At 44.3% G+C, this 24,361-nt stretch carries 23 protein-coding genes; 11 read left to right on the forward strand and 12 right to left on the reverse strand.

Features of this window, described 5'->3' with window-relative positions:
• Nucleotides 1-1,440 (reverse strand): sodium:proton antiporter NhaD, encoded by a 1,440-nt coding sequence (nhaD, locus tag OCV44_RS17645; protein ID WP_139683583.1) that lies wholly within the window; start codon nucleotides 1,438-1,440, stop codon nucleotides 1-3.
• A 426-nt stretch (nucleotides 1,441-1,866) separates the two neighbouring features.
• On the opposite strand from nhaD, the gene OCV44_RS17650 reads away from it, so the two are divergent.
• The 4 genes from OCV44_RS17650 to OCV44_RS17665 all read left to right on the forward strand — a co-directional run bounded on the left by OCV44_RS17650 (nucleotide 1,867) and on the right by OCV44_RS17665 (nucleotide 4,644).
• Nucleotides 1,867-2,604: a nucleoside recognition domain-containing protein gene (locus OCV44_RS17650; RefSeq protein WP_139683582.1), complete on the forward strand. Its 738-nt coding sequence runs from the start codon at nucleotides 1,867-1,869 to the stop codon at nucleotides 2,602-2,604.
• A complete protein-coding gene (locus tag OCV44_RS17655; RefSeq protein WP_004737023.1) occupies nucleotides 2,604-3,071 on the forward strand; it encodes a YjiG family protein in 468 nt (155 codons plus the stop codon). The genes OCV44_RS17650 and OCV44_RS17655 overlap by 1 nt, the downstream gene beginning before the upstream one ends.
• 647 nt (nucleotides 3,072-3,718) lie before the next feature.
• A complete protein-coding gene (locus OCV44_RS17660) occupies nucleotides 3,719-4,105 on the forward strand; it encodes an MAPEG family protein (protein ID WP_139683581.1) in 387 nt (128 codons plus the stop codon).
• An 8-nt stretch (nucleotides 4,106-4,113) separates the two neighbouring features.
• Nucleotides 4,114-4,644: a DNA mismatch repair protein gene (locus OCV44_RS17665; protein ID WP_139683580.1), complete on the forward strand. Its 531-nt coding sequence runs from the start codon at nucleotides 4,114-4,116 to the stop codon at nucleotides 4,642-4,644.
• A 41-nt stretch (nucleotides 4,645-4,685) separates the two neighbouring features.
• Here OCV44_RS17665 and OCV44_RS17670 read toward each other — a convergent pair whose 3' ends face one another.
• Both OCV44_RS17670 and OCV44_RS17675 read right to left on the reverse strand, forming a co-directional pair.
• On the reverse strand, nucleotides 4,686-5,321 hold the full coding sequence (locus OCV44_RS17670) for an START domain-containing protein (protein WP_139683579.1): 636 nt from the start codon (nucleotides 5,319-5,321) through the stop codon (nucleotides 4,686-4,688).
• Between the two features lie 253 nt (nucleotides 5,322-5,574).
• Entirely contained in the window at nucleotides 5,575-6,051 is a 477-nt protein-coding gene (locus OCV44_RS17675) for a YHS domain-containing (seleno)protein (protein ID WP_139683578.1), read from the reverse strand.
• 110 nt (nucleotides 6,052-6,161) lie between these two features.
• On the opposite strand from OCV44_RS17675, the gene OCV44_RS17680 reads away from it, so the two are divergent.
• Nucleotides 6,162-7,001, forward strand: a complete 840-nt coding sequence (locus OCV44_RS17680; protein ID WP_139683577.1) for an AraC family transcriptional regulator — start codon at nucleotides 6,162-6,164, stop codon at nucleotides 6,999-7,001.
• A 158-nt stretch (nucleotides 7,002-7,159) separates the two neighbouring features.
• Here the strand turns inward: OCV44_RS17680 and OCV44_RS17685 are convergent, their stop codons facing one another.
• The gene (locus tag OCV44_RS17685) at nucleotides 7,160-8,200 is read right to left on the reverse strand and encodes an acyltransferase (protein ID WP_139683576.1); all 1,041 of its coding nucleotides are present in this window, start codon (nucleotides 8,198-8,200) and stop codon (nucleotides 7,160-7,162) included.
• A gap of 122 nt (nucleotides 8,201-8,322) precedes the next feature.
• Nucleotides 8,323-9,279: an AEC family transporter gene (locus OCV44_RS17690; protein WP_139683575.1), complete on the reverse strand. Its 957-nt coding sequence runs from the start codon at nucleotides 9,277-9,279 to the stop codon at nucleotides 8,323-8,325.
• 161 nt (nucleotides 9,280-9,440) lie between these two features.
• Here OCV44_RS17690 and OCV44_RS17695 point away from each other — a divergent pair, with 161 nt between their 5' ends.
• On the forward strand, nucleotides 9,441-10,034 hold the full coding sequence (locus OCV44_RS17695; RefSeq protein ID WP_139683574.1) for a TetR/AcrR family transcriptional regulator: 594 nt from the start codon (nucleotides 9,441-9,443) through the stop codon (nucleotides 10,032-10,034).
• A gap of 197 nt (nucleotides 10,035-10,231) precedes the next feature.
• Nucleotides 10,232-11,080 carry an alpha/beta hydrolase gene (locus tag OCV44_RS17700; RefSeq protein ID WP_139683573.1) on the forward strand — a complete coding sequence of 283 codons (849 nt, stop codon included), beginning with the start codon at nucleotides 10,232-10,234 and terminating at the stop codon, nucleotides 11,078-11,080.
• 309 nt (nucleotides 11,081-11,389) lie between these two features.
• Here OCV44_RS17700 and OCV44_RS17705 read toward each other — a convergent pair whose 3' ends face one another.
• Nucleotides 11,390-13,930, reverse strand: a complete 2,541-nt coding sequence (locus OCV44_RS17705) for a glycosyl hydrolase family 18 protein (protein ID WP_139683572.1) — start codon at nucleotides 13,928-13,930, stop codon at nucleotides 11,390-11,392.
• 401 nt (nucleotides 13,931-14,331) lie between these two features.
• Nucleotides 14,332-14,796, reverse strand: coding sequence for a DUF2850 domain-containing protein (locus OCV44_RS17710; protein WP_139683571.1), 465 nt, complete (start codon nucleotides 14,794-14,796; stop codon nucleotides 14,332-14,334).
• 268 nt (nucleotides 14,797-15,064) lie between these two features.
• Between OCV44_RS17710 and ppnP the strand changes: the two genes are divergently transcribed.
• Nucleotides 15,065-15,346, forward strand: a complete 282-nt coding sequence (ppnP, locus tag OCV44_RS17715; RefSeq protein ID WP_086051398.1) for a pyrimidine/purine nucleoside phosphorylase — start codon at nucleotides 15,065-15,067, stop codon at nucleotides 15,344-15,346.
• A gap of 211 nt (nucleotides 15,347-15,557) precedes the next feature.
• On the opposite strand, the gene OCV44_RS17720 is transcribed toward ppnP, so the two are convergent.
• Nucleotides 15,558-16,430, reverse strand: a complete 873-nt coding sequence (locus tag OCV44_RS17720; RefSeq protein ID WP_139683570.1) for a pirin family protein — start codon at nucleotides 16,428-16,430, stop codon at nucleotides 15,558-15,560.
• A gap of 158 nt (nucleotides 16,431-16,588) precedes the next feature.
• Between OCV44_RS17720 and OCV44_RS17725 the strand changes: the two genes are divergently transcribed.
• Nucleotides 16,589-16,870 carry a hypothetical protein gene (locus OCV44_RS17725; protein ID WP_139683569.1) on the forward strand — a complete coding sequence of 94 codons (282 nt, stop codon included), beginning with the start codon at nucleotides 16,589-16,591 and terminating at the stop codon, nucleotides 16,868-16,870.
• Here the strand turns inward: OCV44_RS17725 and OCV44_RS17730 are convergent.
• Nucleotides 16,867-18,057: a GGDEF domain-containing protein gene (locus OCV44_RS17730; protein WP_139683771.1), complete on the reverse strand. Its 1,191-nt coding sequence runs from the start codon at nucleotides 18,055-18,057 to the stop codon at nucleotides 16,867-16,869. The genes OCV44_RS17725 and OCV44_RS17730 overlap by 4 nt on opposite strands.
• Nucleotides 18,058-18,390: 333 nt before the next feature.
• On the opposite strand from OCV44_RS17730, the gene OCV44_RS17735 reads away from it, so the two are divergent.
• Nucleotides 18,391-18,729, forward strand: a complete 339-nt coding sequence (locus OCV44_RS17735) for a DUF1840 domain-containing protein (protein WP_139683568.1) — start codon at nucleotides 18,391-18,393, stop codon at nucleotides 18,727-18,729.
• A gap of 113 nt (nucleotides 18,730-18,842) precedes the next feature.
• The gene (locus tag OCV44_RS17740; protein WP_139683567.1) at nucleotides 18,843-21,758 is read left to right on the forward strand and encodes an alkaline phosphatase family protein; all 2,916 of its coding nucleotides are present in this window, start codon (nucleotides 18,843-18,845) and stop codon (nucleotides 21,756-21,758) included.
• A gap of 16 nt (nucleotides 21,759-21,774) precedes the next feature.
• Here the strand turns inward: OCV44_RS17740 and OCV44_RS17745 are convergent, their stop codons facing one another.
• The 3 genes from OCV44_RS17745 to trhO all read right to left on the reverse strand — a co-directional run bounded on the left by OCV44_RS17745 (nucleotide 21,775) and on the right by trhO (nucleotide 24,122).
• Nucleotides 21,775-22,311, reverse strand: coding sequence for a GNAT family N-acetyltransferase (locus OCV44_RS17745; RefSeq protein WP_139683566.1), 537 nt, complete (start codon nucleotides 22,309-22,311; stop codon nucleotides 21,775-21,777).
• Nucleotides 22,312-22,407: 96 nt separating this feature from the next.
• Nucleotides 22,408-22,665, reverse strand: a complete 258-nt coding sequence (locus OCV44_RS17750) for a YdcH family protein (protein WP_010432560.1) — start codon at nucleotides 22,663-22,665, stop codon at nucleotides 22,408-22,410.
• A gap of 467 nt (nucleotides 22,666-23,132) precedes the next feature.
• Entirely contained in the window at nucleotides 23,133-24,122 is a 990-nt protein-coding gene (gene trhO / locus OCV44_RS17755; RefSeq protein ID WP_139683565.1) for an oxygen-dependent tRNA uridine(34) hydroxylase TrhO, read from the reverse strand.
• Nucleotides 24,123-24,361: the final 239 nt, after the last annotated feature.

Below are 24,361 nucleotides of genomic sequence, written 5' to 3' on the forward strand. Positions count from 1 at the left end.
CTAGAACATATCACCGTTCAGCCATAGGTGAGCGGCGATACTGACCGCATAGCCAATCATGATTACTGGCATCCATTTCAAATGGCCAAAGAAGGTGTACTTACCATGCGCCGCTCCCATCAATGCCACACCCGCGGCACTACCAATAGACAATAAGCTACCGCCAACGCCTGCAGTTAAAGTGATCAGTAGCCAGTTGCCCATCGACATTTGGGGTTCCATGGATAACACCGCAAACATCACCGGAATGTTATCGACAATCGCCGATAATATCCCCACCATGACGTTGGCCCAAATTGGATCCCATTGGCTATACATCACGCCCGAAGCTAATTCCAAGTAACCAAGTAGACTCAAGCCACCGACACACATTACCACGCCGTAGAAGAACAGCAACGTGTCCCATTCGGCATGCGACACTCTTCGAAATACATCGAATGGCACAACAGAACCAAGTCGCTTCAGGGCACCTTCATCGTTATTGGCGATCGCCACCGCTTTTTTCTTCGCGAGTGAGTTGGGTAAGGTCTTACGTAAGTAATAACCAAAGAACTGCAGATAGGCGAGCCCCATCATCATCCCCATCACAGGAGGGAAGTGGAGTACGGCATGGAAAGCAACAGCGGTCGCGATTGTCATGATGAACAAGAATACGATTCGTCTTGCACCACGTTTTAATTCAACGTGTTGATGAACCGTGTCAGGTTGGGTGGTGGGTACAAAGTAAGACATGATCAAAGCAGGGACGAGGTAATTCATCACCGAAGGAATAAACAAAGGAATGAACTCACTAAAACTCACATAACCAGCCTGCCACACCATGAGCGTTGTGATGTCGCCGAATGGACTGAATGCACCGCCAGCGTTGGCGGCTATCACGATATTCACGCAGGCTAGGTTGACGAATTTAGGGTTAGAACCTGCCACTTTAAGAACCACAGCACACATCAGTAGAGCTGTCGTGAGGTTGTCGGCAATAGGTGAGATAAAGAAGGCCAGAATACCGGTTATCCAGAACAAAGAGCGAAAGTTAAAGCCTTTGCCTACCATCCACGCTTGCAGCGCATCAAACAGTCTTCTCTCTTCCATGGCGCTAATGTATGTCATGGCTACGAGCAAGAAAAGTAACAGTTCGGCGTATTCGAGTAAGTTGTGTTCAAGCGCTTGTTTAGCCACTTCAACAAGGTTGTGTTCTTGGTAGGTGAAACCAATGATTATCCAGATCAGGCCTGCAGCAAGCAGAACGGGTTTGGACTTTCGGAGCTTTAGGTATTCCTCCATCATCACCACGATGTAGGCGACAACGAAAATGGTCAGCGATAGGTAGCCAGCAAACGAGCTAGTTAGCTTGAGCGGTTCTCCTAACTGAGAAGTGGCTGCGCCTGCTACCGTAGAAAAAAATAATAAAGAGAGAACAGCAGAAAGCTGGATACCTAACATGGATTACGCTCCGAAGTTAATAAGTTATTAACACGGGTAAAAGCGTAGACCTAAATAATCCTGTGCAGTGTGATAGATATCTTAATAATTCAATAGATTATATTGAAAACAGTAGATTGGGTGAAAACGAGAGATCACGGTGAAAGATTTTTTTTGGCTTTCTATTCGAAGCCTGATTATTGTGACAATTGTGTGCCCTTTTGGTTGCGGTGTTGAAGCTAGGTTTGTTTAGTTTTGTATGAGAAATATTCTAATCTATTTAGCGTATGCTTCTGCTTTTAAATACTAATCACAGTTTTATATGTTGCTTAGATTCTTTTATTTAAACCGATGCACTATTTGATTTTGGTCATTAACCTTTTTCTCATTAGTTTGCACTATCTATACGTGTTCTGTTCCACATAAACGAGATGTATAGAGGTCCTTATGACTAATCAAACCAAAACCGATCGTAAAGTCACGATCGGCAGCTATATCGCACTCGCGTTCGCGATTGTGTTCTTTTCAGGCTTAATGCAGTCCAATGAATGGTATGGAGTGCTCGATTTTACGACGCTTAACGGTTCATTCGGTAAGGTTGCTTACGATGTGAGTGAGTCGGCCGATGGTATTCAAGCCGCTACCACGTCATTGCGTGGTAAAGGCGGCAGTGGTGCTCGCGACGGTTTCATTTTTGCTTTGACACTTATTCCGACCGTGATGTTTGCACTGGGTATGATCAACGTACTTGAGCACTACGGCGCACTGGATGCGGCTCGTAAACTACTGACACCTCTGCTTCGTCCTTTGATGGGCATTCCAGGTAACTCAGGCTTGGCACTGATTGCTTCTCTGCAAAGTACCGATGCTGGTGCAGCGATGACACGTCAGCTCAAAGATGAAGGGCACCTCACTAAGCGTGAAACCGATGTGTTTACGATGTTTCAATTCACTGCGGGTGCGGCAATCGTTAACTTTTTCTCTTCAGGCGCAGTGCTGTTTACTCTGACAGCGATGGATGGTTCTTTGGCAGTGACATCGTCAATTGGTTTGGCTGTTGCGGTGATGTTTATCTTCAAGTTTGTTGGTGCGAACTTATTCCGCCTCTACCTCAACATTACTGAAGGTAAAGAAGACAAAACAAAATCAGACAAAGAACAAAAACTGGAAGAGGAAGTAGCATAATGAGCGAAGTTAAAGCAAAGAAACCAATGGTTACTGATATTTTCGTTGAAGGTGCTAAGAAAGGCTGGGTGATTGCCACAACCTCTACAGTACCTAATGTTCTGATGGCGTTTGTGATTATTAAGGCGTTGCAGATTACGGGCGCGCTGGATCTGATGGGTAGTGTGTTTGCACCTATCATGGCGGTATTTGGTTTACCGGGCGAAGCGGCAGCAGTATTGATTGGCGCGTGGATGTCGATGGGTGGTGCAGTCGGTGTGGTTATCACGCTATTTGACCAAGGCATTCTGAACGGCAACCATATTGCTATTTTGGCGCCAGCTATCTACTTGATGGGTTCTCAGGTGCAATATATGGGACGCATCATGGGACCAATTGGTACTGAAGGTCGTTATATCCCTGTGATGATCGCGATTTCAGTATTGAATGCGTTTGGTGCTATGTTTTTGATGAACATTATTTTGTAACGTGGTTTTTCACGGATAGCTACTATTTGAACGATTAGTTACTAATAGCTTTTAGCTGTTGAAAAAAGAAACCCCGCTTGGCTTTCACCAAACGGGGTTTATTCTTTTTCGTAGCCATCCTGCTACTGACGTTGTTACTTATTTTTTAATAAGGTCACGTATGCTCCTTGCATCGTTCCTTGATTTGGCTAAATCCTTTAACCTATCCAACCCATCGCCTTCCTAGCGGTGTCCTTGCTAACTCATCATCCTGACAAGTGGCTCAATCCTAGAGCATAACTTCCTTGCTGATAACTCATCCTAAGTCATCAAATCTTCATCCTGAAGATACCTAATCCGTTAGGCTTTTTCCTGTTCCTGCCAACTCCCTGTCGACATGTGTATTAAACACTTTGGAACCTTTATTCGCAATTGGCCTTAGGAAATAAATATTCTCGTTAACCAAAATAAATATGCGTGGATTCATATAAAACAAGGAGTTGGGTTTGTATTTTAGGGATTTTCTGCGAAGCTTGATTGTGATCTCTTACGTTCGGTGTGAGAGATCTCTTACAAATGTTCGGGCGCGAATATCATACTTTGTTGACCCCATCCTTCGATAGGTGAGCAAAATACGCTCAATAAACTCAAAGTAATAGGAAAATATAATGGTTACAGCACTTTACGCAGCCTTACTGACGGTCGTAATGATTTGGTTGGCGATAGAAGTCATTAAGCAAAGACGAATCAATCTGGTTGCCCATGCCGATGGCGGTGTTGAGTCGCTACAGATAGCACGTTCCGCACAAAGTAACGCAATGGATTACATCCCAATCACGGTTATTTTGATGGGGTTTTTAGAGGTGAATGGTGCCAGTGTGTGGCTTATTCATGCCATTGGTGTCGCATTTATTCTGGGGCGAGTGATTCATGCAAAAGGCATTTTGGCAAAAAACTTCAAAGGTAGAAAAGTGGGCATGGTGTTAACGCTTATCTGCATGATCTCTTTGATTGTCCTAAACTTAGCTTACCTACCTTTTGATAAAATGTTCTAGGGAGCATTATGGCATTACGCCTTCCCCCTGCTTGGGCGATTGTCCTTGCGGGGCTAATACTCAATATCATGGCGATTGTCATGTCGAGCTTGGTGCTCGACAAAATTGAAGCGGAGAAATCGGAATACAAGGATCGTAAATACGGCAATGTGTACTCTATACAATTGGCCTGGAATACGATCGAAACCCTAGAGCGTAAGCGTGAAGCTATTCTTATTCACCTTGATAAGTTATCTAAGGAAGCCGCACAACCCGTCACTATTCTTGATGAAGCGCTTCGCGGCCAACTTCGGAGTTGGGTGAGTGATGAGGTACCGGCTATCTCACTGGCAAATTTACCCAAGCTTATGATGCTGATAAACAGTGCTCAAGAATCACAACGCTCACGTATCGATGACTATTATCTGGATAATCTTACCTTGGTTGAGTTAATCCAAAGGCTCGATGAGAAAATGGCTTTCTATAAGAATATTGCGCTGTTTCTTCAGGTGTTTGGTTTGGCACTTATCTTAGCTCGGGACCTCGCTAGAAGGCCTTAGCTTTTAATCTTATTCCCCTATTTACTTATCTACTTGTTCCGCTAGCGAGACTCACTTGGCAGGTTAGGGTGTTGTTGGCCTTGGTACTTCTGTAATTGTTCTTTTAGCCCTTTAAACGTGCTCAGTGCACTATCAATCGATAATTTGTTCATCAACCAATTTGGCAGGATGCCACCTGCGTTCGCGTAAGCGGTGTAGGTGATGTAGGTATTACCATTGGTGAGCGGTTGCAGAGTCCATAAGGCATCTACATCATAAATTCGAATGTACCCCGACTCTTTCGCCAAATAATCAGACGCATCCTTGATCGACAAGACAAACTGCCCATCCTCGATACTGTATTTTGAGTAGGTCACCATATCTCGGTCTCTAGCAGGCCAAGGCGCTTTGAACTGGGTATAGACGATATTTTCATCCTCAGATATCTGCATCAAGACACGACTTTCCGATACGTTATCTATCCAGTTTGGCACGTTCTCGCTGTCTTCCAATAACAGCAAAAAACCAGAATAAGTGGTGGGCGTTTGCATTTGTGCTCGTATTTCTACCAAGCCTTCAGTGTGAGGTCTCTTATCAATGATGATGCCATCTTCACTTTTTACGAACTGCCATGAAGCAGCGTAAGTCAGTGTTGATAAAGCATAGAGCCCGATAGCTAAAATCTTAGGTAATATCATTATTCTTCCATGAAAAGAAAAGCTTATCTTTAGGAGTATAGAATAAAAATGGTTTTGATTCGTGCTGAAATCGCATTGATTTATCTCTGATTTGAGCGTTACATCGCTGTTTATCTTGGTGTTATCAATAATTGGCAGCTTATCTGTATTTGAGCCGTGAAAATAAAAACGGAAGCGTTCGGTCGCTTCCGTTTTTGTTAGTGGGCAATGGGTAAACGTTGAAGGCTAGAACCTAGAACTTAAAGCTTAAAGCTTAAAGCTTGTAGGCTTCCACGGTTTTTATAGTGGTCCAATTGCTGTTGGCGTCTTGGATGAATTCTTGCGTATTCTCCAGCCAACGCTTTTGAACTGACTTATCTAAGTTCAAGTACAGCTTCCCATCTTCTACTTTCCAAGCGAGAGGGTCGGTTTCAAATTTCTTACCCATTGCCACACCAAAGGCACAATAGCCACCATATTGAGGTGCATAAGCCGATGGGTTAGATCGGAATTCATCTCGGTTTTCACTGCTCACAAAGTTATAAATCGCATTCTTATAAGTCGCTGTGAATTCAGATGTGCCTTTAAGTGGACTTTCATTGGCAAAGTAAGCGACAGGGTCATAGCCTTTGATCGCGAGATCATTGTTGTCGACACTCATATCAAGGTCTGCTGCCATTAACGAAAAGCTGGTTCCTAGTAACGCGGCCAATAGAGTGATTTTTTGACTGGTCGATTTCATGTGTGACATATCAAGTTCCTTGTCAGTGTTGGTTATTTTGTTTGAAGTAATTTAGCCCACTTGTCCGGTCTATAAAGGGACAAAAGAACTAAAAACTAAGCGAATCGTTCGGAGGGTGCATGGATCTGCTGTCACAATTAATGGAACACTTCTCGATACGCACAGGTGTTTTCTATTCTGGAAACCTGTGTGGGGTGTCGTCATTTAACGAGCAACAAGGAAAAGAAGGGCATCTTCATGTATTGAGCGCGGGGGAGTTGACCTTGTCTGGTGCTCATGCGGAATGCAGGCAGCTTTCTCAGCCGTGTATTATTTATCTGCCGAATAGCACACCACATGCAATTGAAGGTGTGGGAGAAGGTGCAGAGCTTGTGTGTGCGAACGTGGAGTATCGTTCAGGGCAGATGAATCCTTTATTATCGGCTCTGCCCGACATGATAGTGATTCCGTTTGAAGATGCACCGAACTTAATGCCTGTGATTGAGGTGCTGTTTCGAGAGTCGGGGCAAGCATCTTCAGGACAACAATCGTCAGGGCAGCAATACCTAATGGACAAGTTGAGTGATGCGTTGATGGCGTTGATTTTTCGTCATCTCATTGAACAACAAAAAATCGATAGCGGCGTTTTCTCTGCTCTTGCACACCCAAGGCTTGCTGCTGTGGTGACGGCTATTCACCGGTTGCCTGCTCGTCACTTTTCGGTTGCAGAAATGGCGTCATTGGCCGCGATGTCTCGTACTCAATTTATTGAGACGTTCAAGCGTGAAGTGGGTGAAACACCGGGAGATTACGTGCAAAAGTGGCGCGTTTCCGTAGCTCAATCTCTGCTACTGCAAAATAAGCCCATCAACTGGGTCGCTGATGAAGTGGGTTACAGCAGTTATTCAGGTTTTTCACGTGCATTTCAGCATGTATCGGGTGTGTCTCCACGTCAGTGGTTAAAAGAGAGTAACGCATAAGTGGAAAAGGCATGTTGAAGCTTAAGGCTGCCAGTGAAAGCGAGTTAGTGCTTTCACTGGCAAGGCGAACCTCGTTACACAAAAGAATGTTGTAGCAAGGAAAATTACAGACAGAGGTTTGTCACAAGGCCTGTAATGTGTCGTTAGCTAGATGAGTACTAACGAAGTAACCAGTGGCGCAGTGGCGTTTTTTCTATACCAGCGATCAATATAAAACTGAGGATAAAGGTGCCGAAGAACACGGTGATATCTTTAGCGAGTTCAGTGATGCCCAATATTCCACAGATATTGAACAACACGATAATGATCAGCAAATGGCAAACGTAGATACCTAGCATACGATTCGAGATAGCGCGAAGCCATGCGTAATCGCCGATGTTTGGATTAGCCAGAAGCCACATAAACACACCAATCCCCCACAAAGCCGTACCAAATAAGAAATCGTGAATATTAAAGGCGATATCAAATTGAGTTAACCATGCCGCTTCGGCAAAGTGGATGATCATGCCTAACGCCAATAACCCTAATGCTTTGGCAGAGGACACTTTCCATTGATGCTGACGAATGAGGAAACCTAAGGTCACCATTAACGTGCTGAAGAACGGACCGTTACGAGTGAAGAAAGGGGCACTAAGGTCGGTTAAGCTTGTGTAGCTACCCGCTAATACACCATAGACGTAAAGCAGAATGGCCACCGGTAGTAGAAGCTTATCGAGTTTCATCTCTACCATTAAGGCGATGATCAAAACCGCGCACACAAGGGAGGGAATGAACCATAAATGTACCAACCCACCCTCTAAGAAAGAGTTGAGTGGGGTATTCATTAAGAAACCCCAATAGCCTTCACGTTCACCTAGATAGCCAAATTCTTCTACTTTCGCGAGATTGAATGGCATCACTAAGCAAATGATGCTCCATGCCAACCAAACTTTAAGTAGTGGTTTAGAGTAATTGATGAAGGTTGTCCAAGGCGATGCTGTGAGCTTAGGTTGGATCAGATAGCCTGAAATAAGGAAGAACAGAGGCACGGCAAAACGAGCGGTTTGGTTGAGCACATAACCGATCCAAGGCACTTCATCTATTTGCCAATAAGTGAGTGCCATCTGGCCGTGTAAGCCAATGATCGCCAAGATAGCAATCACTCGACCTAACTCGATACTGGCGATGCGTTGTGAAGGCGTATGTTGAACGGAAGACATATCAGATCTCTAAGAAAAATTTCGTAAAATCTAACAGTCTTTATGCGGAATCAGTTAGTCCTAAATCAAAGCTGGAGGCCTTTGATTTAAGGCTTATATTGATTTTTTGAAGCCTGTCGCAGCTATATTAAATCCATTGCAGTTAATGCAAATATGCCAAGTGTGCAAGTGATAAGCGAAACGACAGTAGTAAGGGCGATGATGTTAGCCGCGAGTGTTGAGTTTCCTCCCATCGCACGCGCCATAACATAGCTTGCTGCTGCCGTTGGTGCTGCGCTCATCAAGAAAATAAGCCCGAGATCGAGCCCTTCAAATCCTAAGTACCACCCAGCCAGTGTAGTCAGTAAAGGTGAGGCAATTAACTTGTAGCTAGAGGCGAACCACGTCGATAACTTTTCTTGTTTAAGCGAGCTGATATCTAGCGAGCCACCAGTACACAGCAGAGCCAAAGGCAGAGTCATATTGGCAAAGTATTGACCAGCGTCAGTGACCATTTTGGGGATAGGAATCGAAAGCGCATAGAAGATGACCGCTAAGAAAATAGCGATGATCAACGGGTTTTTGGTTATCGACTTGGCGATCACTTTAATGGCTTTCGCGCCAGTGTCTTCGCCTTTGGGTGTCAGTGCAATTACGGCTTGAATGTTATACAGCACGGTCAGGGATGCGACATAGATAGCAGCCAATGCTACGCCTTGGTTACCATAGATATTAGCCACATAGGCGAGGCCGATGATCGCGGTATTAGCGCGGAATCCACCTTGGACAATCACACCTTGATCTTTCGAACCTTTGAATACTAGTTTGGTTGAGAAAATCGTGAACAAGAAAAACACAAAGTTAGCGATGACGCCAAAAGCAACTAGTGCGCTACTGGCTGAAAAATTGTGATTTGATTGAACAATACTAAGAAATAGCATCGCGGGTAGGGTGACTTGAAATACCACCTTAGATGCGACATCAATGAAATTGTCATTGATTAAGCCGATCCGCTTAAGCATCACACCAAGAAACAGCATTAAACAGATAGGGCCTGTTACTGACGCCGAAAACGCAAACTGTTCCCAAAGTGTGTTCATTTTTTTTCCTTTGTTAGTCGATTTCAATTTCTTTTGAATACTGTCGCATTTTTCCACAGTTTCTGACATCAGAGAAAACAAAATAAGTGTTTTGCAAATAAAAATTGAAAAAAAGAACGAACGTGCTAAAAATAAAGCATGAGATTTATTATTGGTGAATAATGAGCAAAGGAAAGATAACCAAAGAGTATATTTTGAGCCATGCATTCGCGCTTGCGAGTGAGAATGGGCTTGAGAGTTTGACGATTGGCGAGTTAGCCAAGCAGTGTGGCATGTCTAAGAGTGGCTTGTTTGCACACTTCAACTCTAAAGAGAACCTGCAACTCTCTGTACTCGAGTACTCCAACGCCATATTCACTGAAAGAGTCATTATTCCCGCAAGAGAGCTGGGGGATGCTGATATTGAAGCCAAGCTTAAACAACTGCTCGATAACTGGCTGGGCTGGAACCACTCGTTCCAAGGCAGCTGCATGTTTATTGATGCTTGGAAAGATGCAGGCAGCGAAACCTCTGTGATTCAGAAAGCACTGCAGAAAACCATTTCAGTGTGGATTGATTACTTGACGATTCAGGTAGCAAAAGCGGTTGAGAGCAAACAGTTCAGAGCCAATTTAGACCCGAAGCAGGCTACCTTTGAATTGTATGGGCTTTATTTGAGCGCGAACTTGTTCTACTCGTTACGAGGCCAACAAGCGAGCCATACCCACTTTTGGAGTGGCGTAGGGCGCTTAATCGCTAGCTGGAAAGTCGCTTAATTCGTTTTTAAGCGGAGCATTGCTTAGGTAAGTTAAGCTAGGAAACAGTGACAAATAATTTTAAGAGAAATGGCGGAAAGCTACGATAAACGTCTATAAGTAGCAGCGTCATTTTTTATATCAACAAATAGCACGGTCGTTCGATTTTTAGGGCCGAGCTCGACCCGCCAGTGAATATGGCGACATAAGGAACGGTCATGAGTGACAAAATTTATTTTAATACATCGAACAAGTTTAGCTTCAAGAGAAGCTTAATTGGCGCAACAACCAGTCTGCACTACATTTTAGCGCCAAGTCATGCAAAGAAAACTGCGCGTAAACTGCTGCTCACTCCAATGCGTACCGAGCAGAAAAATGCCGATCCGCAAGGGCTTATCAAGAGTGAAATCAAAGGTCGTGATGGCGTCTTAAAAACGTATTCTTTGGGTACGGGGCCAGTTTGGGTACTGACTCATGGCTGGTCTGGCACCGCGAGTCAGTTTTTCCCTTTAATGGAGCACATTGCTGCTAAAGGTTTTACGGCTCTAGCTTACGATCATCCTGCTCATGGTGGTAGCGATGGGGTACATGGTCATATCCCTGCGTTTGTGAACGGTCTTGAAGCCATTCTCGATTCAGTGGGAGAGGTAGCAGGTTTGGTCGGTCACAGCATGGGTACCGCTTCTGCATTGGAATGTAAGCATGTTAAATTGGAAAACAAGCCGTTATTGCTGATTGCACCTGTATTGGATTATCTAGAAAACCTATTTGGCAGCGTTGCGCGTTCTGGTTATTCAATGAAGCTGTTTGAAGCGGTAGTCGGAGAAGTAGAAGAGCAGTTTAACTACCCAATTCAGTCTGTTGATCCCTATGGAAAACTGGCGCTTCGTGAATCTCAAACGATCATTGTTCATGATGAACAAGACAAGTTTACTAAGTTTGATGTGTCTCAGCGCGCTGCCAATGAAATGGACCGCGTCACCTTGATTGCCACTCAAGGCCAAGGTCACGGACGAGTGATGAAGTGCCCACAAGTATTTGAGAGCTTTGATAACTTGATTGGCTAAGTCTAATACCAATCGTAGTAAATAACTGTTCACCCTAGCTTGTTAAAAATCTCGATAACGTCGTTAGATTTTTTGATTGTAGAATAACTACTTATCGAAACTATTTATTGAAAAGAGCAGCCTTGTTCTCAAGCTTTTTTCCTGCGCTATTTTTGAACACTTGCTTACTGTGATTGGTATAACGAGCGCAAGCAAGTAGAACGCCAATTAAGAAAACAAACACTAAAAAGGCCAACCAGATATTATCTGGTTGGCCTTGTTTTTAGGTGTTTAGTCGACACTTAGTTAGCGTTGAGCTAAATCCTATTTTTAGCTTGCACAGCTTGCAGGGCCGATCTCTTTCCACACGCCCCACTGGCCTGTCGTTGTTGGATCTTCACCTGTTGTCCACCATTTCGCTTCCCAAACCTTACCACCTTGAGTCACTTGATCACCGCCATTGTAGATCGCACTTGAATCCCAAGCGTTAGTGCACGTGCCACCGCCTGTGGTTTTCTTAAGAACTTTCACTGAAGTAGCCGCGACTGATGTCTCTGTACCATCACTGACTGTCACAGAGAAGTTCAGAACCGTATCTTGCGTGTATTCTGCCGCAACAAAGCTTACTGAAGCGCCTTGTACTGTTGCGTTAATACCTGCTGGTAAATCCCACGTGAAGGTTAATGTGTCTTGATCCGCATCGCTCGAAGCCGAAGCATCAACCACAACAACGTCACCCGCATTGACTTCAGAAGGAGCCGTAGCCACTGCTACCGGAGCGGTATTGACTGGGCCTGTGTTCTTAGGGTTTACCGTGACCACAACGGTGTCAGTTGAAGTAGCCCCTTCGTTGTCAGTCACGGTTAGGCTAAAGGTCAGCGTTTCTTGCTGTGCTACTTCAACCACATCGAAACTAGCAACAGCCGCATTCGCGCTGGCTAGCGTTACCGCCGTACCGCTTACTTGTGACCAAGCATAGCTCGCAATTGTACCGTCGCTGTCTTTTGAAGCGCTGCCATCTAGAGAAACAGAAGCAGGGCCTTCAACCGATAGGTCTGCGCCCGCAGCTGCCGTTGGTTTACGGTTGACAGGATCTGTCGTACCACCTGCTAGACCTTCATGCATCGCATTTAGGATATCGCCGTTATCCGCATCAATTTCCCAAGAGAATAGACCCGCAAGGCCAAGGCTACGAACGTATGCACCTTTTGCTTTTACTGAGCGGTCATCATCAAATGTGATCAACTTGCCTGAAGTACGGTTCCAAACGTAAGGCGCTTCTGCCATTTCGTCGTAGCCATATTCAAAGCCGTTGATGCCTTGGTTGTTTGCACCAAGCATGTTCGCTTTTATGCCTTTGTAGTCAATAACGCCATCTTCCCATACGCCTTGCGCAGAGCTGCCGGTCAGTTTGCCATTACCCACGCCTGTCATTGGATCGCTAGGATCTGAAAGTGATGAGGGTAATACGCCCTCCCAACCACGACCGTACATTGCTGTACCAACCACAAGTTTGTTCGCTGGAACGCCTTGCGCAAGAAGTAATTGGATGCCGTTGTCTGTAGTGTAGGCTGGGCCAGTGTACTGTTCGCCATTTTCATCAAGGCCTGTGCCATCACATTGACCTGGGCGCATGAAGTTACCGCAGTTGAGTGCTGTTTGGTGACCTAAAACGTTGTTCCAACCGCCGTAGAAGTCGTAAGTCATTGCAAAGATGTAATCCATGTACTGGATAGCCTCGCCGTAGTTCACGTCTTCGATCTTGTCGTGACCGACACCAATCGCAGACGTTAGCTCGTAAGTGCGGCCGTTTTCGGCTTCTAGTTGATCAAGCATAGTGCGAAGCTCTGCCATCAGTGCAATATAAGCTGGGCCATCATTCACGGGGTCACCAAGATTTGGCGCAGCACCTCCTCCACCAGGGAATTCCCAGTCGATATCTACACCGTCGTAGAATTTCCATGTGTTAAGGAATTTCTTAACCGATGCGACGAAGGTGTCACGGTTGGCTTTAGCAGTGAAATCGAAGAACGGGTCAGACAGCGTCCAGCCACCAATCGATGGGATGATCTTCAAATCTGGATTGCGCTGTTTTAGCGCCATCATCATTGCGTAGTTACCCTTGATAGGTGAGCTGTATTCGTGACCGGCTTGAGGGAAACTCTTTTGGAAAGCCGCCCAAGGGTCATGAATCACCACTTCGTAATCATTAACGCCCTGACATGCCGTCATTAAGGCGTTATAGCTGTTTCCGCCCACTGATTTTACTGATTCGTTAGGACCACAAATTGGGATGAAGCCATAAAGGATATGGGTCAAGTTATCTGCGGGTAGGTTATCCACCGTGTAATCACGACCATAGATGCCCCACTCTACAAAGTAAGTACCTACTACGGTGTTTGGATCTGTATTGTATGACTTGTTGTTCGGGTCAATGTTCATAGCAAGAGGTGCTAAGTGTGAGCCATCGGTATCGGCGATGGTGATCTGAGCGGGTGCACTCTTGGCACAGCCTGTTTCATCACACGCTTCGATTTTCATCTCAAATAAGCCGCCTTGGCCGTATTCGAATGAAGCTGTGGTTTGGCTGCCAGTAATTGGGCCTGTTGCAACTTTAACGCCGTCAAAGTAGATGTTGTAGGTGTTTCCTGACGTTCCGCTCCACTGGTTAAATTTAACGTCGACCTTTGCTTTGTCGTGATATTTAACCATCTGGTTGTAGCCAGAGGTTGTTTCCATCGCGAGCTCAATTTTAGAAAACTGTAGGTTGTTGGAACCGTACATGTCGATGCTAGGTGCTGTTGGCGCGGCCAATGCTGTACCAGATAGCGCTAGAGCAATACTCGCAGCACAGGTGTTTATACGAATCATACTATTTCTCTCATTCCTTGAAGGTTTAGAACCAAGTGGTCCTATAAGCGGCTCCCGTTAGTTTTGAAGGAGCTTCCCCGTCAGTATTCGAGAGAGTTTTAATTTCATGATTGAAAATAAATCCGTTTTCGATGGACAACTAAAAAATTGTATCTTGTTACAATTCTGTTGCTGAATGAATGAGATGCTGAGTCCATGTTTTATAAAATAAAACCTCACTCAGAAGGAAAGTCTCATAAGTGAAATTACACGACATGAAGTGATGAAAAAGTGCGGCAAGCTATAAGAAAATATCGCGAACTGAAGCAGTATCACAAGTTGAAGCTCGTCAAACGAGGGCTTGGAGAATGTGGGGAATATTGATGCAAAGGGTGTTGTTACATCGAGTGTTGTTGAAAGTGCTACTTTTTGAATTGCTCAGCTAATACTGTGCGTCGTTGCTGCATGAGGCCTTGAGTATCACCCGTTGCAGTATCTTCATAACCTTCTTTAATGAATTGCTTGGATGGTGTGTTAGGTACTAAGCGCTTTAAACGAGGTGAGTCGTAGGTACCGCTAATGGTATAAACCGTTGGGCCTGAGCCTGTGTTGATCGTGACATCTTGACCATCAAAATCAAACGAGGTACTGATGAAACGATAGTTCATCATCACACCATCATCGGAAAGTGTAAGAATATCGGTTTTGTAAGGAGGAGCACCAATCTCGATCCATGTGCCATGGACGTTACTTGGGCTTACAGATTGTTGATAGGCTTGGTAGCCGAAATAGCCAACAGTGAGAGTAAGTATAAAGCCAGCCATTAAGAAGGCGTAGAGTAACGAGTTGGCCAATATATCGCTGCTTTTCGTGGTATTTTTAGCCATTATCTCTTCATTTTAGTTACTCATACTGGTGATGATTCTATAAAATAAAACGATAGGTTGCAAAGGTTCTTATAAAAGTTAGAAGCAGGATCGAATGTTCCGTTGACTCGAACTCCATCAGTGATTTTTTGCCAACAGATCCTAAGCTATGTGCATTTATTTCTTGTAGGACAGTCTCGAATTGGTTAAAACAATTATCACCTAAATTTACGCATAGGCTTATTCGTTGAGCCCAATAATTGCAATTTTGAGATAACAAGGAAGTACAATGATTAAAGAAAACACATATTTTGAAGGTGGCGTTAAGTCGTTAGCGTTTAACCAGTCTGGTGCTGACGTAAGTGTTGGTGTGATGGCCGCTGGTGAATACACATTCGGTACCGCAGCTCCGGAAAAGATGACTGTTGTTAAAGGTGCTTTGGTTGTAAAGCGTGTTGGCGATGATGACTGGACGACATACCAATCTGGTGAGTCTTTTGACGTTGCGGGTGACTCGTCATTTGATCTACAGGTCAAAGAAGCGACAGCTTACCTGTGTGAGTACCTGTAAATTAGTCTCTGACTGACCAATAAGAAAAAACCACGCTCTCAAAGCGTGGTTAAATAAGTGATAGTAACCGGCAGTGGATAGTGTCACTTGTTTTTGCAGTCATCAAATGGATGACCAAAATTTATTGTTCGTTGCAAAATCTCTTCAATTTTCAATTTTCAATCTTTAATTCAAAGCGAAAAACGCTAAGCGCAAAGACAGCATCTGTAAATCAGTAAGTCTCAAATACGCCGTTGTTGTAATCCTGAATCGTCTGTTCAATCTCTTCCATCGAATTCATGACGAACGGACCATAGTGCACAACAGGTTCGTTAATCGGTTCACCAGAAAAAATCAGTACACCTGAATCTTTTAAGCTACCCAAAGACAGCAAGTCAGCTTTAGTGAGTAACGCAAGTTGACCTTGGTTGATGACTTTACCACTGATCTTAATACTGCCTCGGTACACGTAAGTCATGGCATTGTGATTAACATTTGTCCCTAATGTTATTTTTTGCCCAGAATGAGATCGCCAATCCGCTACGCTTAACGGCACACCTGTTTGTTGCAGTGGGCCTTGCGTTCGTAAAGCCTCTGAATCATCGTTAGTTTGGTTATGCAGTTCAAACCCACCGGCTATCACTCTCAACAAACCACTTTGTTCACTTTGGTGTTCTGCAATGCTTTCATTTTGGAAGTCGTGATATTGCGCTGGCTGCATTTTGTTTGACGCAGGTTGGTTTATCCAAATTTGAAAACCATGCAGTGCGCCTTCTTCCATCATTGGCATTTCGCTGTGAATCACACCACGCCCCGCGGCCATCCACTGTGCGCCACCGCTGCGTAGCTCTCCAACATTCCCCATGTGGTCTTTGTGCTGGAAATGACCTTGTAGCATGTAAGTGAGCGTTTCTATCCCACGGTGAGGGTGTAGAGGAAAGCCGCCAACATAATCTTTGCTTTCATCCGACTTAAGTTCATCAATCATCAAAAATGGAGAGAAACGCGTGTTATTGAAACCAGCGAGTCTTTGTATTTTTACGCCATCACCATCGGAGGTAGCGTGTGCTGCAATCACATGATCTACCGCTCTTACACTCGTCATTTTGAAATCCTCATAAACTTGAATAGCTGTAGTTTATGTAATTTGATTTAAAAAGAAGATGGCACAGTGTTGAGTGACTTATTCGAAAATTTTGAACAGGTAAGAATATGAAATTATGTCTATACTTGAATAGAGAGCAGACCGCCAAGGAGGCCGCTATGGCAGTACAGCAAAAACATGGCGAAAGGCAAGGTCGGATGGGCTTTGATAACGATTTTACAACGGAGCAAGGTCAGCGTTTTACAGAGGTTGCGAATAAAGCGGTTAAGCGCCGTGTTAGAAAGCACCAGGCAGATGAGCCTTTTATACACTCGGCCAAGCAAGCCGCTTTCAAAACGGTTGCTAAATCTAAGAACGAAAACCGAAACTTAGTACGACAAGTCGTTTGGATTATTGTTATTGGCTTAGTGAGTTTATGGGCCATGTATATGGCAGGCTAGCGTGGGCGCGTTTTTAATAACGTAACATTGCTCCCTTCGACCTTCGCTTCAAGACAACCTTCAAGCTCAGATGATTCCGATTTTGAGAACGCTAGATTCGTCGGTAGTTCTTCTATCAAGGTTGATACGGGATTGTCGTGATAATAAGCGTATCGGTTTTTTCCTGAATGTTTGGCAACATACATCGCTTTATCAGCACATCTCGTCAGCTCATGTAATTCTGTGGCATCTTGCGGGTACAACGAAACCCCAACACTGAGTGTCAATTCCTTGATTCTCTCGTTTGTCTGGCAACCACTTTCGAATAGCCCACAAATCCGATCTAAAATACCGTCTAGATCTTTACGAGTTGGCACATCATAGAGCATCAAAACAAACTCATCTCCAGCAAAGCGCGCAATCGAATAATCGTATTCATGGCTTACCCTATCTCTGGTTCGGATGTTGTTGCTTAAACGGTTCGCAAAATGCTGCAGGACACTGTCTCCGACGTCATGTCCGTAGCTATCGTTAATGCCTTTAAAGTCATCTATGTCTAAAAACACTAAGGCAGTCAGAGATCTATCACTATCCACTGTTGCAAGCTTTTCTGTTGCCCAGCGTTCAAAACTCCAACGGTTTGCCAAGCCCGTTAGCTGATCTCTATAGGCCAGATCTTCAATCCCTTCTTTGTATAGACGTTGAATATAGCTGACGGCTTTTGTGTAGTAATAAGCTGATGTGTGACATACCAAGCTCATTGTAAACAAGCTAAGAATAAACCGGTGTGAGCTGCTAAAAGGTAAAGAAAAGCTGCTAGGTATGGCTGTAATTAAGGTGCTGATAAATACACAAAATGAGGTGCTGAATATAATGCCAATTCTGAAATCGTTTATGAAAATGACGGCAGCCAGAATCGGGTAGAGCCAAAGTGTCCGCTCCGGAATGGCGTGACTGTACAAGAATAGAATGACCCCTTGAACTAGCAGAACACCGCTCAGAATCAATTCGGAATATTCAGGGGTAATGACTTTTTTTGCGTAATATGCATTGGAGATAGCGATAAGTGCAAAACACAATTCGAAAATTGACAGCGTGTAATGCTGACCTTGGAAGTAAGCCCAAGTGTAGAATGTGAATAACGCAGCGGCAGCCAGTGAAAAGGAGTGGACAATTTTTTGCTTGCGAGTGGATCGTATGTCCGCCATTTCTTCTAGGTGTCTGCCGACGAGCCTTTTCATGTGATTTGTGCCAAAGATTTCGATAATTGGTGTTAATAGTAGATTAAATAAAAGTGATAGCAGAGTGTTAGTGATCTTTTTAGTGTGACTACTATCAAGGTTTCATATTTAAATAATAAGTGGTTCACAATAAATAGTGATGTGCGTCACTAACGGTGCAGGGATGTCCGTGAGTGAGACAATTAAAGTTATAGTTGCCAGAATTGAGTTGGCTATTATCTACTTGCTTTCCAAAGTGTTACTCAACATAGTCTGTGGGTAGCTAATGTTTATAGATACCTAAATTAGGAGAGGCTCATAATGTTAATTACCTTTAGTTGCAAAGCTCATGCTAGCGTCACGATGTTTGGTGAAGTCGGTCTTCAGTTCATTAAGATGCTCGGACATAGTGGCACTATCCCAGGAGCAATTGATGCATCAGAGGTTTCTCAAGCGTTAAGCAATTTGCGTGCTGCGATCGCCGCTGAGCAGAGCAAGCTGGTAGAGCAAGAAAATGCCGATGATGACAGTGAAGAAGCAGTTGTTGAAGCGCCTGTTAATATCGGTAGCCGAGCTTTCCCGTTAGTTGAACTATTGAAAGCGGCCATTAAAGACGAATGCGAAGTGATGTGGGAAGACGGTAGCGGTAAGCGATTGTAAGAGTATTCGAGCTCTTCGAATCAGAAAACAAACGTTTTCATAGGTTGACTAATAAATGCAAACTGAAACAATACACTGCATTTATAGAAGTGTGTTGATCTAAAGGAAATTTGATGAGTTCTTATTCTCACGTTCGCAGTTACGCCAGTTTATTCAGTGTCTTATCGTTGGTGGTTGCGTCAGCTCCGAGTGCCGCTGATATATCAACAACGCCCGTCATTGGTGGCGTTTTTAGCTCCAGTGAAGTGTTGAAAAATCAGGTGCTTTCAAGCCTAAGTTATTCTGCCAAACTCACTCGTGATGCAGCTCTTTTCACGATTGGTGGCGTTACATTAGATGCGTATATTCTCGCTCTCCCTTTAGATGTCAAAACAAAAGCCAGAGTCGTTGCTCAGTTATCTAACCCGACGTACTCAATTCCTCTGGGTTATTTTCTCTATAGTTATTACGACCGCTATTCAGGCTTGGACAGTGAAGATGTGTTCAAATCTTACTTGTCGACGGTTTATGATAAGCAGGCGCTAAAGGGCTTTGAACATAGCCTCTATCATGTTGGAGATAAGCCAACCTCAGAGCATCACGAGCCAGATACCTCGACTGAAGCAACGGGACATCATGAAGGTATTCGTATCGATGAGCAGTTCATTGCTAACATGGTGGTTATCTACGATGCGTTATTCGAAATTGGTGTTTGGCAGGATATGGACACGCTCCCTGCGAATTACACATACTTAACCAATAGCCCTGAAGATCTAGCGATCATCGCTCAGATTCAACCGATCATTGTTGATTTGATCGGTAAAGCGGCATTGGGAATGGATGACGGCGACATGAAGTCTGCAATGTTGGCGATTGCAGAAGATGGTAAACCAGAAAACGCTGATAAGCCGAATAACAAAGCACAAGCTCTTACCATCACGCTTATTGATTTTGTGCGCTTAAACTTGCTGAAAGCCTACCGACAGTTTGTGTTTAAAGAAGAACGTGCAGAAGCGCTCGATGATTGGATGCAACAAGCGTTCAGTGACCAGCCTGATGCGCTAATACAATTCTTAGAATCCCAACAGCACAAACGTTTTGCGGTCCAAGTGACCGTCGATGGTTTACAGCAAGGATTGATCGAAGGTTTGGTAGATGAGAATGCGCCTTTCATCTCAGTGGCTTACCAAAATCATAAAAAACGAGCGCAGTACAAACCTCAGTTAGAAACGGTGATTGAGCCTGAGCACCAACAGCAGGTTCGGTTCATGGAAGTTCTATCAGAACAAACCTACCGTGATCCGAATTACCTTCCGTTCTTCAAAAATCTCTATCAAGAGCATCGAGACAATATTAGCCGAGTGGGTATCTCGTCAACTCCCACAATCAGCGTACGTAACCTACCTATCATTAAAACGGGCGCAAAAGTGTCTGGTAACGGTGGTACGGGCATCCCTAATTTCCACTTTGTCGACCGAGAGATCGACCGAGCGTATTACTTCTTTGGTAATGATGCCCTGCAGTTAGATGTGTTGATGGCAGACAACAAGGTTCAAACCATGTTTGACCGCCTTGATTACCTTAAAACGCTGAACTGCAACGCTCAATATGATTGGAATGCTCACACCACTTACGATGGGTTAGTAAACCTAGGTTTGGGTGAGTCACTGCGTGATTATGGTGAGAAACGTTGCGTGAAAGAGCTTCAAGAACGTTCAGAAGTCGAAGTGGTTTTGCAAGAAAAGCGTCAAGCCTTGATTGAAGATATTGAAGCGTATCAGTCTATATCTGGCTTTGATTTTTTCACTAAGTTTTCAAAGAGAGCTCTGGTTAAACAGTCTATCACTCAGTTTGCCGAGTTAGATGGAAAAGGGATGCCAGACTACACCTTGGTTTATAACCCATGGCCGGATCACTTCGCACACTTTACCGGCCCTTTTAGTGACGAAATTCTGATGCCGACTGGAGAGCTCAATCGACTGGACTATTGGATTCGCCAGATTGAAGCGACCTATCGCAGTGCCGGCGTTTACGATAAAACGCTGTGGGGCATGGCAGGGGATCATGGTTTAACGCCGGTGTTCTACGCGCTCAATCCCGAAAAGCAGGTATTTGAAGGCTTACAAGCAGAGCTAGCGTATCCAGTTATGGTTAAGAAGATATCTTCAGACGAGGGTGAAGGGCCTAAAATTACCAATGCTCTAAGTTACCCAAGCTCGAAAGAATTGGATGTAGTGGTCGCCTCGACTGCTGGTGGTAACTTCATGATGGACTTCTTTAATTCGACGCAAGGGTGGCAGGTTCAACCGGTTTACCAAGAACTCACGCAGTGGTCTCCGATTGCAGCGCCAGATGGTCAGAACATAGACGTCATTAATCAGATAGCGCAGCGCTTGCCTGAAAGTCTTGATTATATGGTCGTAAGAGAAAGCGAATGTGATCAACAACGCTGCGCTGTTCGTGTGATTGGCAACCGTGATTTAAAACGGGTCGATGAATTGATCACACGTGAAGGTGACAAGCTTTTCTATGAGTCATTGGAAGACAACCGAGCGCCGATTTTGCTCAATACGCAAAGGTTAAATCCATACCTAGCATCACCAAGCGAAGCCGACTTTGCACAGTATTCTCAATTGGTCGAAAAATGTATTAACCGAGCGGTTAAGGCGGATGTGACAACGTGGTGTAGCAGTGCTGAGTGGACTTCATTGACGCAACCAACACCTCGACCAGATTCAGTGAATCAACTGGCTAATATCTACCTTGAAGATAGGGCTGGCACGGTTAACTTGTTCCCTAAAGCGGGAATTGGCTACAACACCAAGGTACCGGGGCGTCATGCTGGTGAGGATTACTTAGAGAAAGATGCTTTCATCGGATTCTGGGGAGTGCCAATTGGCGATAACTCTCAGAAATTGAAAATCGAAGCTAATGGATCTTTAGCGCCAACGCTGTTTGAGTATTTGACCGGAGAACCTGTGGTCGAAGGTGAGAACGGTTGGGGTTTTCCGTCGTTGATTGAGAAATTAGATATTTCAAGCGCGCGCTAAAGTAAACGCTCTCTATCTACTCGCTATCTGTATTTTCTCTATGGTTAGCGAGGCTGAGAGCCAATCCCATAAAATCATCATCTTCTTCATCAACAACTCGGTAGCCAAGTGACTGATAAAAGCGAATGGCGCGAGTGTTACTTCTAAAGCTCGATAGAGTGACTTGGCTTAGTTGCTCTTCCATGGCTCTCTTATGTATGAGAGTCATGACTTGCTTGCCAAGTGAGCGGCCTTGATATTGAGGGAAAATGATCAGCAGATGAACATGGTATGCGTTGTCATAAGGCTTAAAACACACAAGTCCAACCCTTTGTTTTCCTAGGTATACCCAATGAAACCAAGAGGGGTAGTAATCGTTTAAAAGCCGTTGACGTTGGAAGTCGTCATCCCAACCGAAAACATCATCTACGTGTATGAATATACCTTGTTTCACACACGCAAATAGTTCTTCGAATTCATGATTTGAAACGAGCTGGAATTGTATATTTTCTTCTTGTCTTGCCACAGTGTCCACTTCCTTATCAAACGCCTTTGAATAAGCAAACAGTAACATAATTGAAGAAGCCTAATTAGCTTAGATTTGCGATGTGATGAAACCAAAAAGCCATGCGTGATGCATGGCTTAGAATAAAGTCTTGGACTGATTTTTCTATACGATCTTAAGTGCGTGATGGCGCGTGAGCTGTTTGTGCAGCGAGTCTTTTAGCGCCATGCGTTCAACTTTGAGATTGTGCATGCTGTCGTCATCGATAGGGCTGCCAGAGATTTCTAGCTGACGGATGTCGTAGTCGAGTTGGTGGTATTTCTGCATGTCTGCTTTGAATTTTTCGTCGTCGTGGTTGAGCTGAACAATGTCTAATTTAAGATCTGGGAAATCTAAGATAAAGGCATGGTTTTCATTGAGCATTGGCACTTCCTCTCTAGTCGGATTTTTAGGGCGTGTTGATCTTTCGAGCTTGTTTTTGCGGCGAATTGCTGGGTATTTCTACAAGGCAGAGGCTTTGATGTGTAGCTAGCCTACATGAGAGGCCGATAACGTAGTAGAAATAACCAGCAAACGCTGCCCGAAGGGTTCGGCTAAAAGCGTTTTACTCTTTGTTAAGGGAGATTTGCTTAGAATGACTAGGCTACTTCTCCCTCGCCGCGATTAAAACGCTTTTATCTCGAACAAAATCCAACCGCGGAAGGTCAACACGCCCTGACAGTATAGAAGTAATTTTTCGAAAGAAATGTGGTTCAAAACACAAAGCCGTAAAGCGATCAAAAAAGGGCTCAAACTCGAGGAATTATCTTCGAACTTGCGCCCTTTTGTATGTATATAGCTAACTATTTGTCGTTACATGTTTAGAACTATGTGTGTTGAAAGCAGAAAGCTTACTTCGCTTTCTTACCAGAGCGTTGCTGCTCTTTGTGTGCTAGCTTCTCTTTCTTACGTTGATCGATAAGGTGAGCAGCATCGCCACCTACGTGGGTTTCGCCACGAGCATTCGACAGTTGAACTTGCTTTTCACGTTCGCGGAAACGGGCTTTCTGCTCGTAGCTGTGCTTATCAACACACTTAGGGCAGCTTACGCCTTTCTCGAAGTGCTCAGAGGCTTTGTCTTCGTCAGTGATTGGCAGACGACAAGCGTTACACACATCGTAACCGCTCTTTTCTAGCTGGTGGTTAACTGCAACACGACCGTCAAATACGTAGCAGTCGCCTTCCCACATGCTCTCTTCTTCTGGTACTTCTTCTAGGTACTTAAGAATGCCGCCTTCAAGGTGGTAAACCTCATCAAAGCCTTGCTCTTTCATGTAGGCTGTTGATTTTTCGCAACGAATACCGCCAGTACAGAACATCGCGACTTTCTTGTGTTTCTTAGGATCGAGATTTTCTTCAACGTATTGAGGGAATTCACGGAAGGTTTCTGTGTTTGGGTTTACAGCATTTTTGAATGTACCGATATCGACTTCGTAGTCGTTACGAGTATCAACCAGAATCACATCAGGATCAGAAATCAGCGCATTCCATTCGTTTGGTTTCACGTAAGTGCCGACAACGTGGCGTGGGTCGATGCCTTCAACACCCATGGTTACGATCTCTTTCTTAAGCTTAACCTTGGTGCGGTTGAATGGTTGTTCTTCGTTGAACGACTCTTTGTAAACCACATCAGCCAAACGAGAATCTTGTTTGAACCATTTAAGAAGAGCGTCGATAGATTCGCGCTTACCTGCAACGGTGCCGTTGATACCTTCACTCGCAAGTAACAAAGTACCGCGGATTTGGTTGGCTTCTAACACGTCAGTGAGTGGCTGGCGAATTTCTTGGTAATCATCAAGTGCTACGAATTTATACAGAGCACATACAACATATTGAGACATGGTTTTTCCTTTCTGCGAGCTGGAACGTAAATCCAGAGCGGTTGCCTTTTATGATACAGACTGAGTTTGATTCACTCAGGTTTGCCCATATTGGCTTATTAAAATCCGCCGCAGTATAACCAAGCCAAGGAAGGACAAAAACCAACCAAAAGTAGGGCTATTTATCATTTCTGTTTGTGTGGTTTATAGACTAAGAAATGCAATGAAACCGTTTTATCTGGTTCGAATTACGACATGTA

The organism is Vibrio tasmaniensis (assembly GCF_024347635.1).
Lineage (GTDB): Bacteria > Pseudomonadota > Gammaproteobacteria > Enterobacterales > Vibrionaceae > Vibrio > Vibrio tasmaniensis.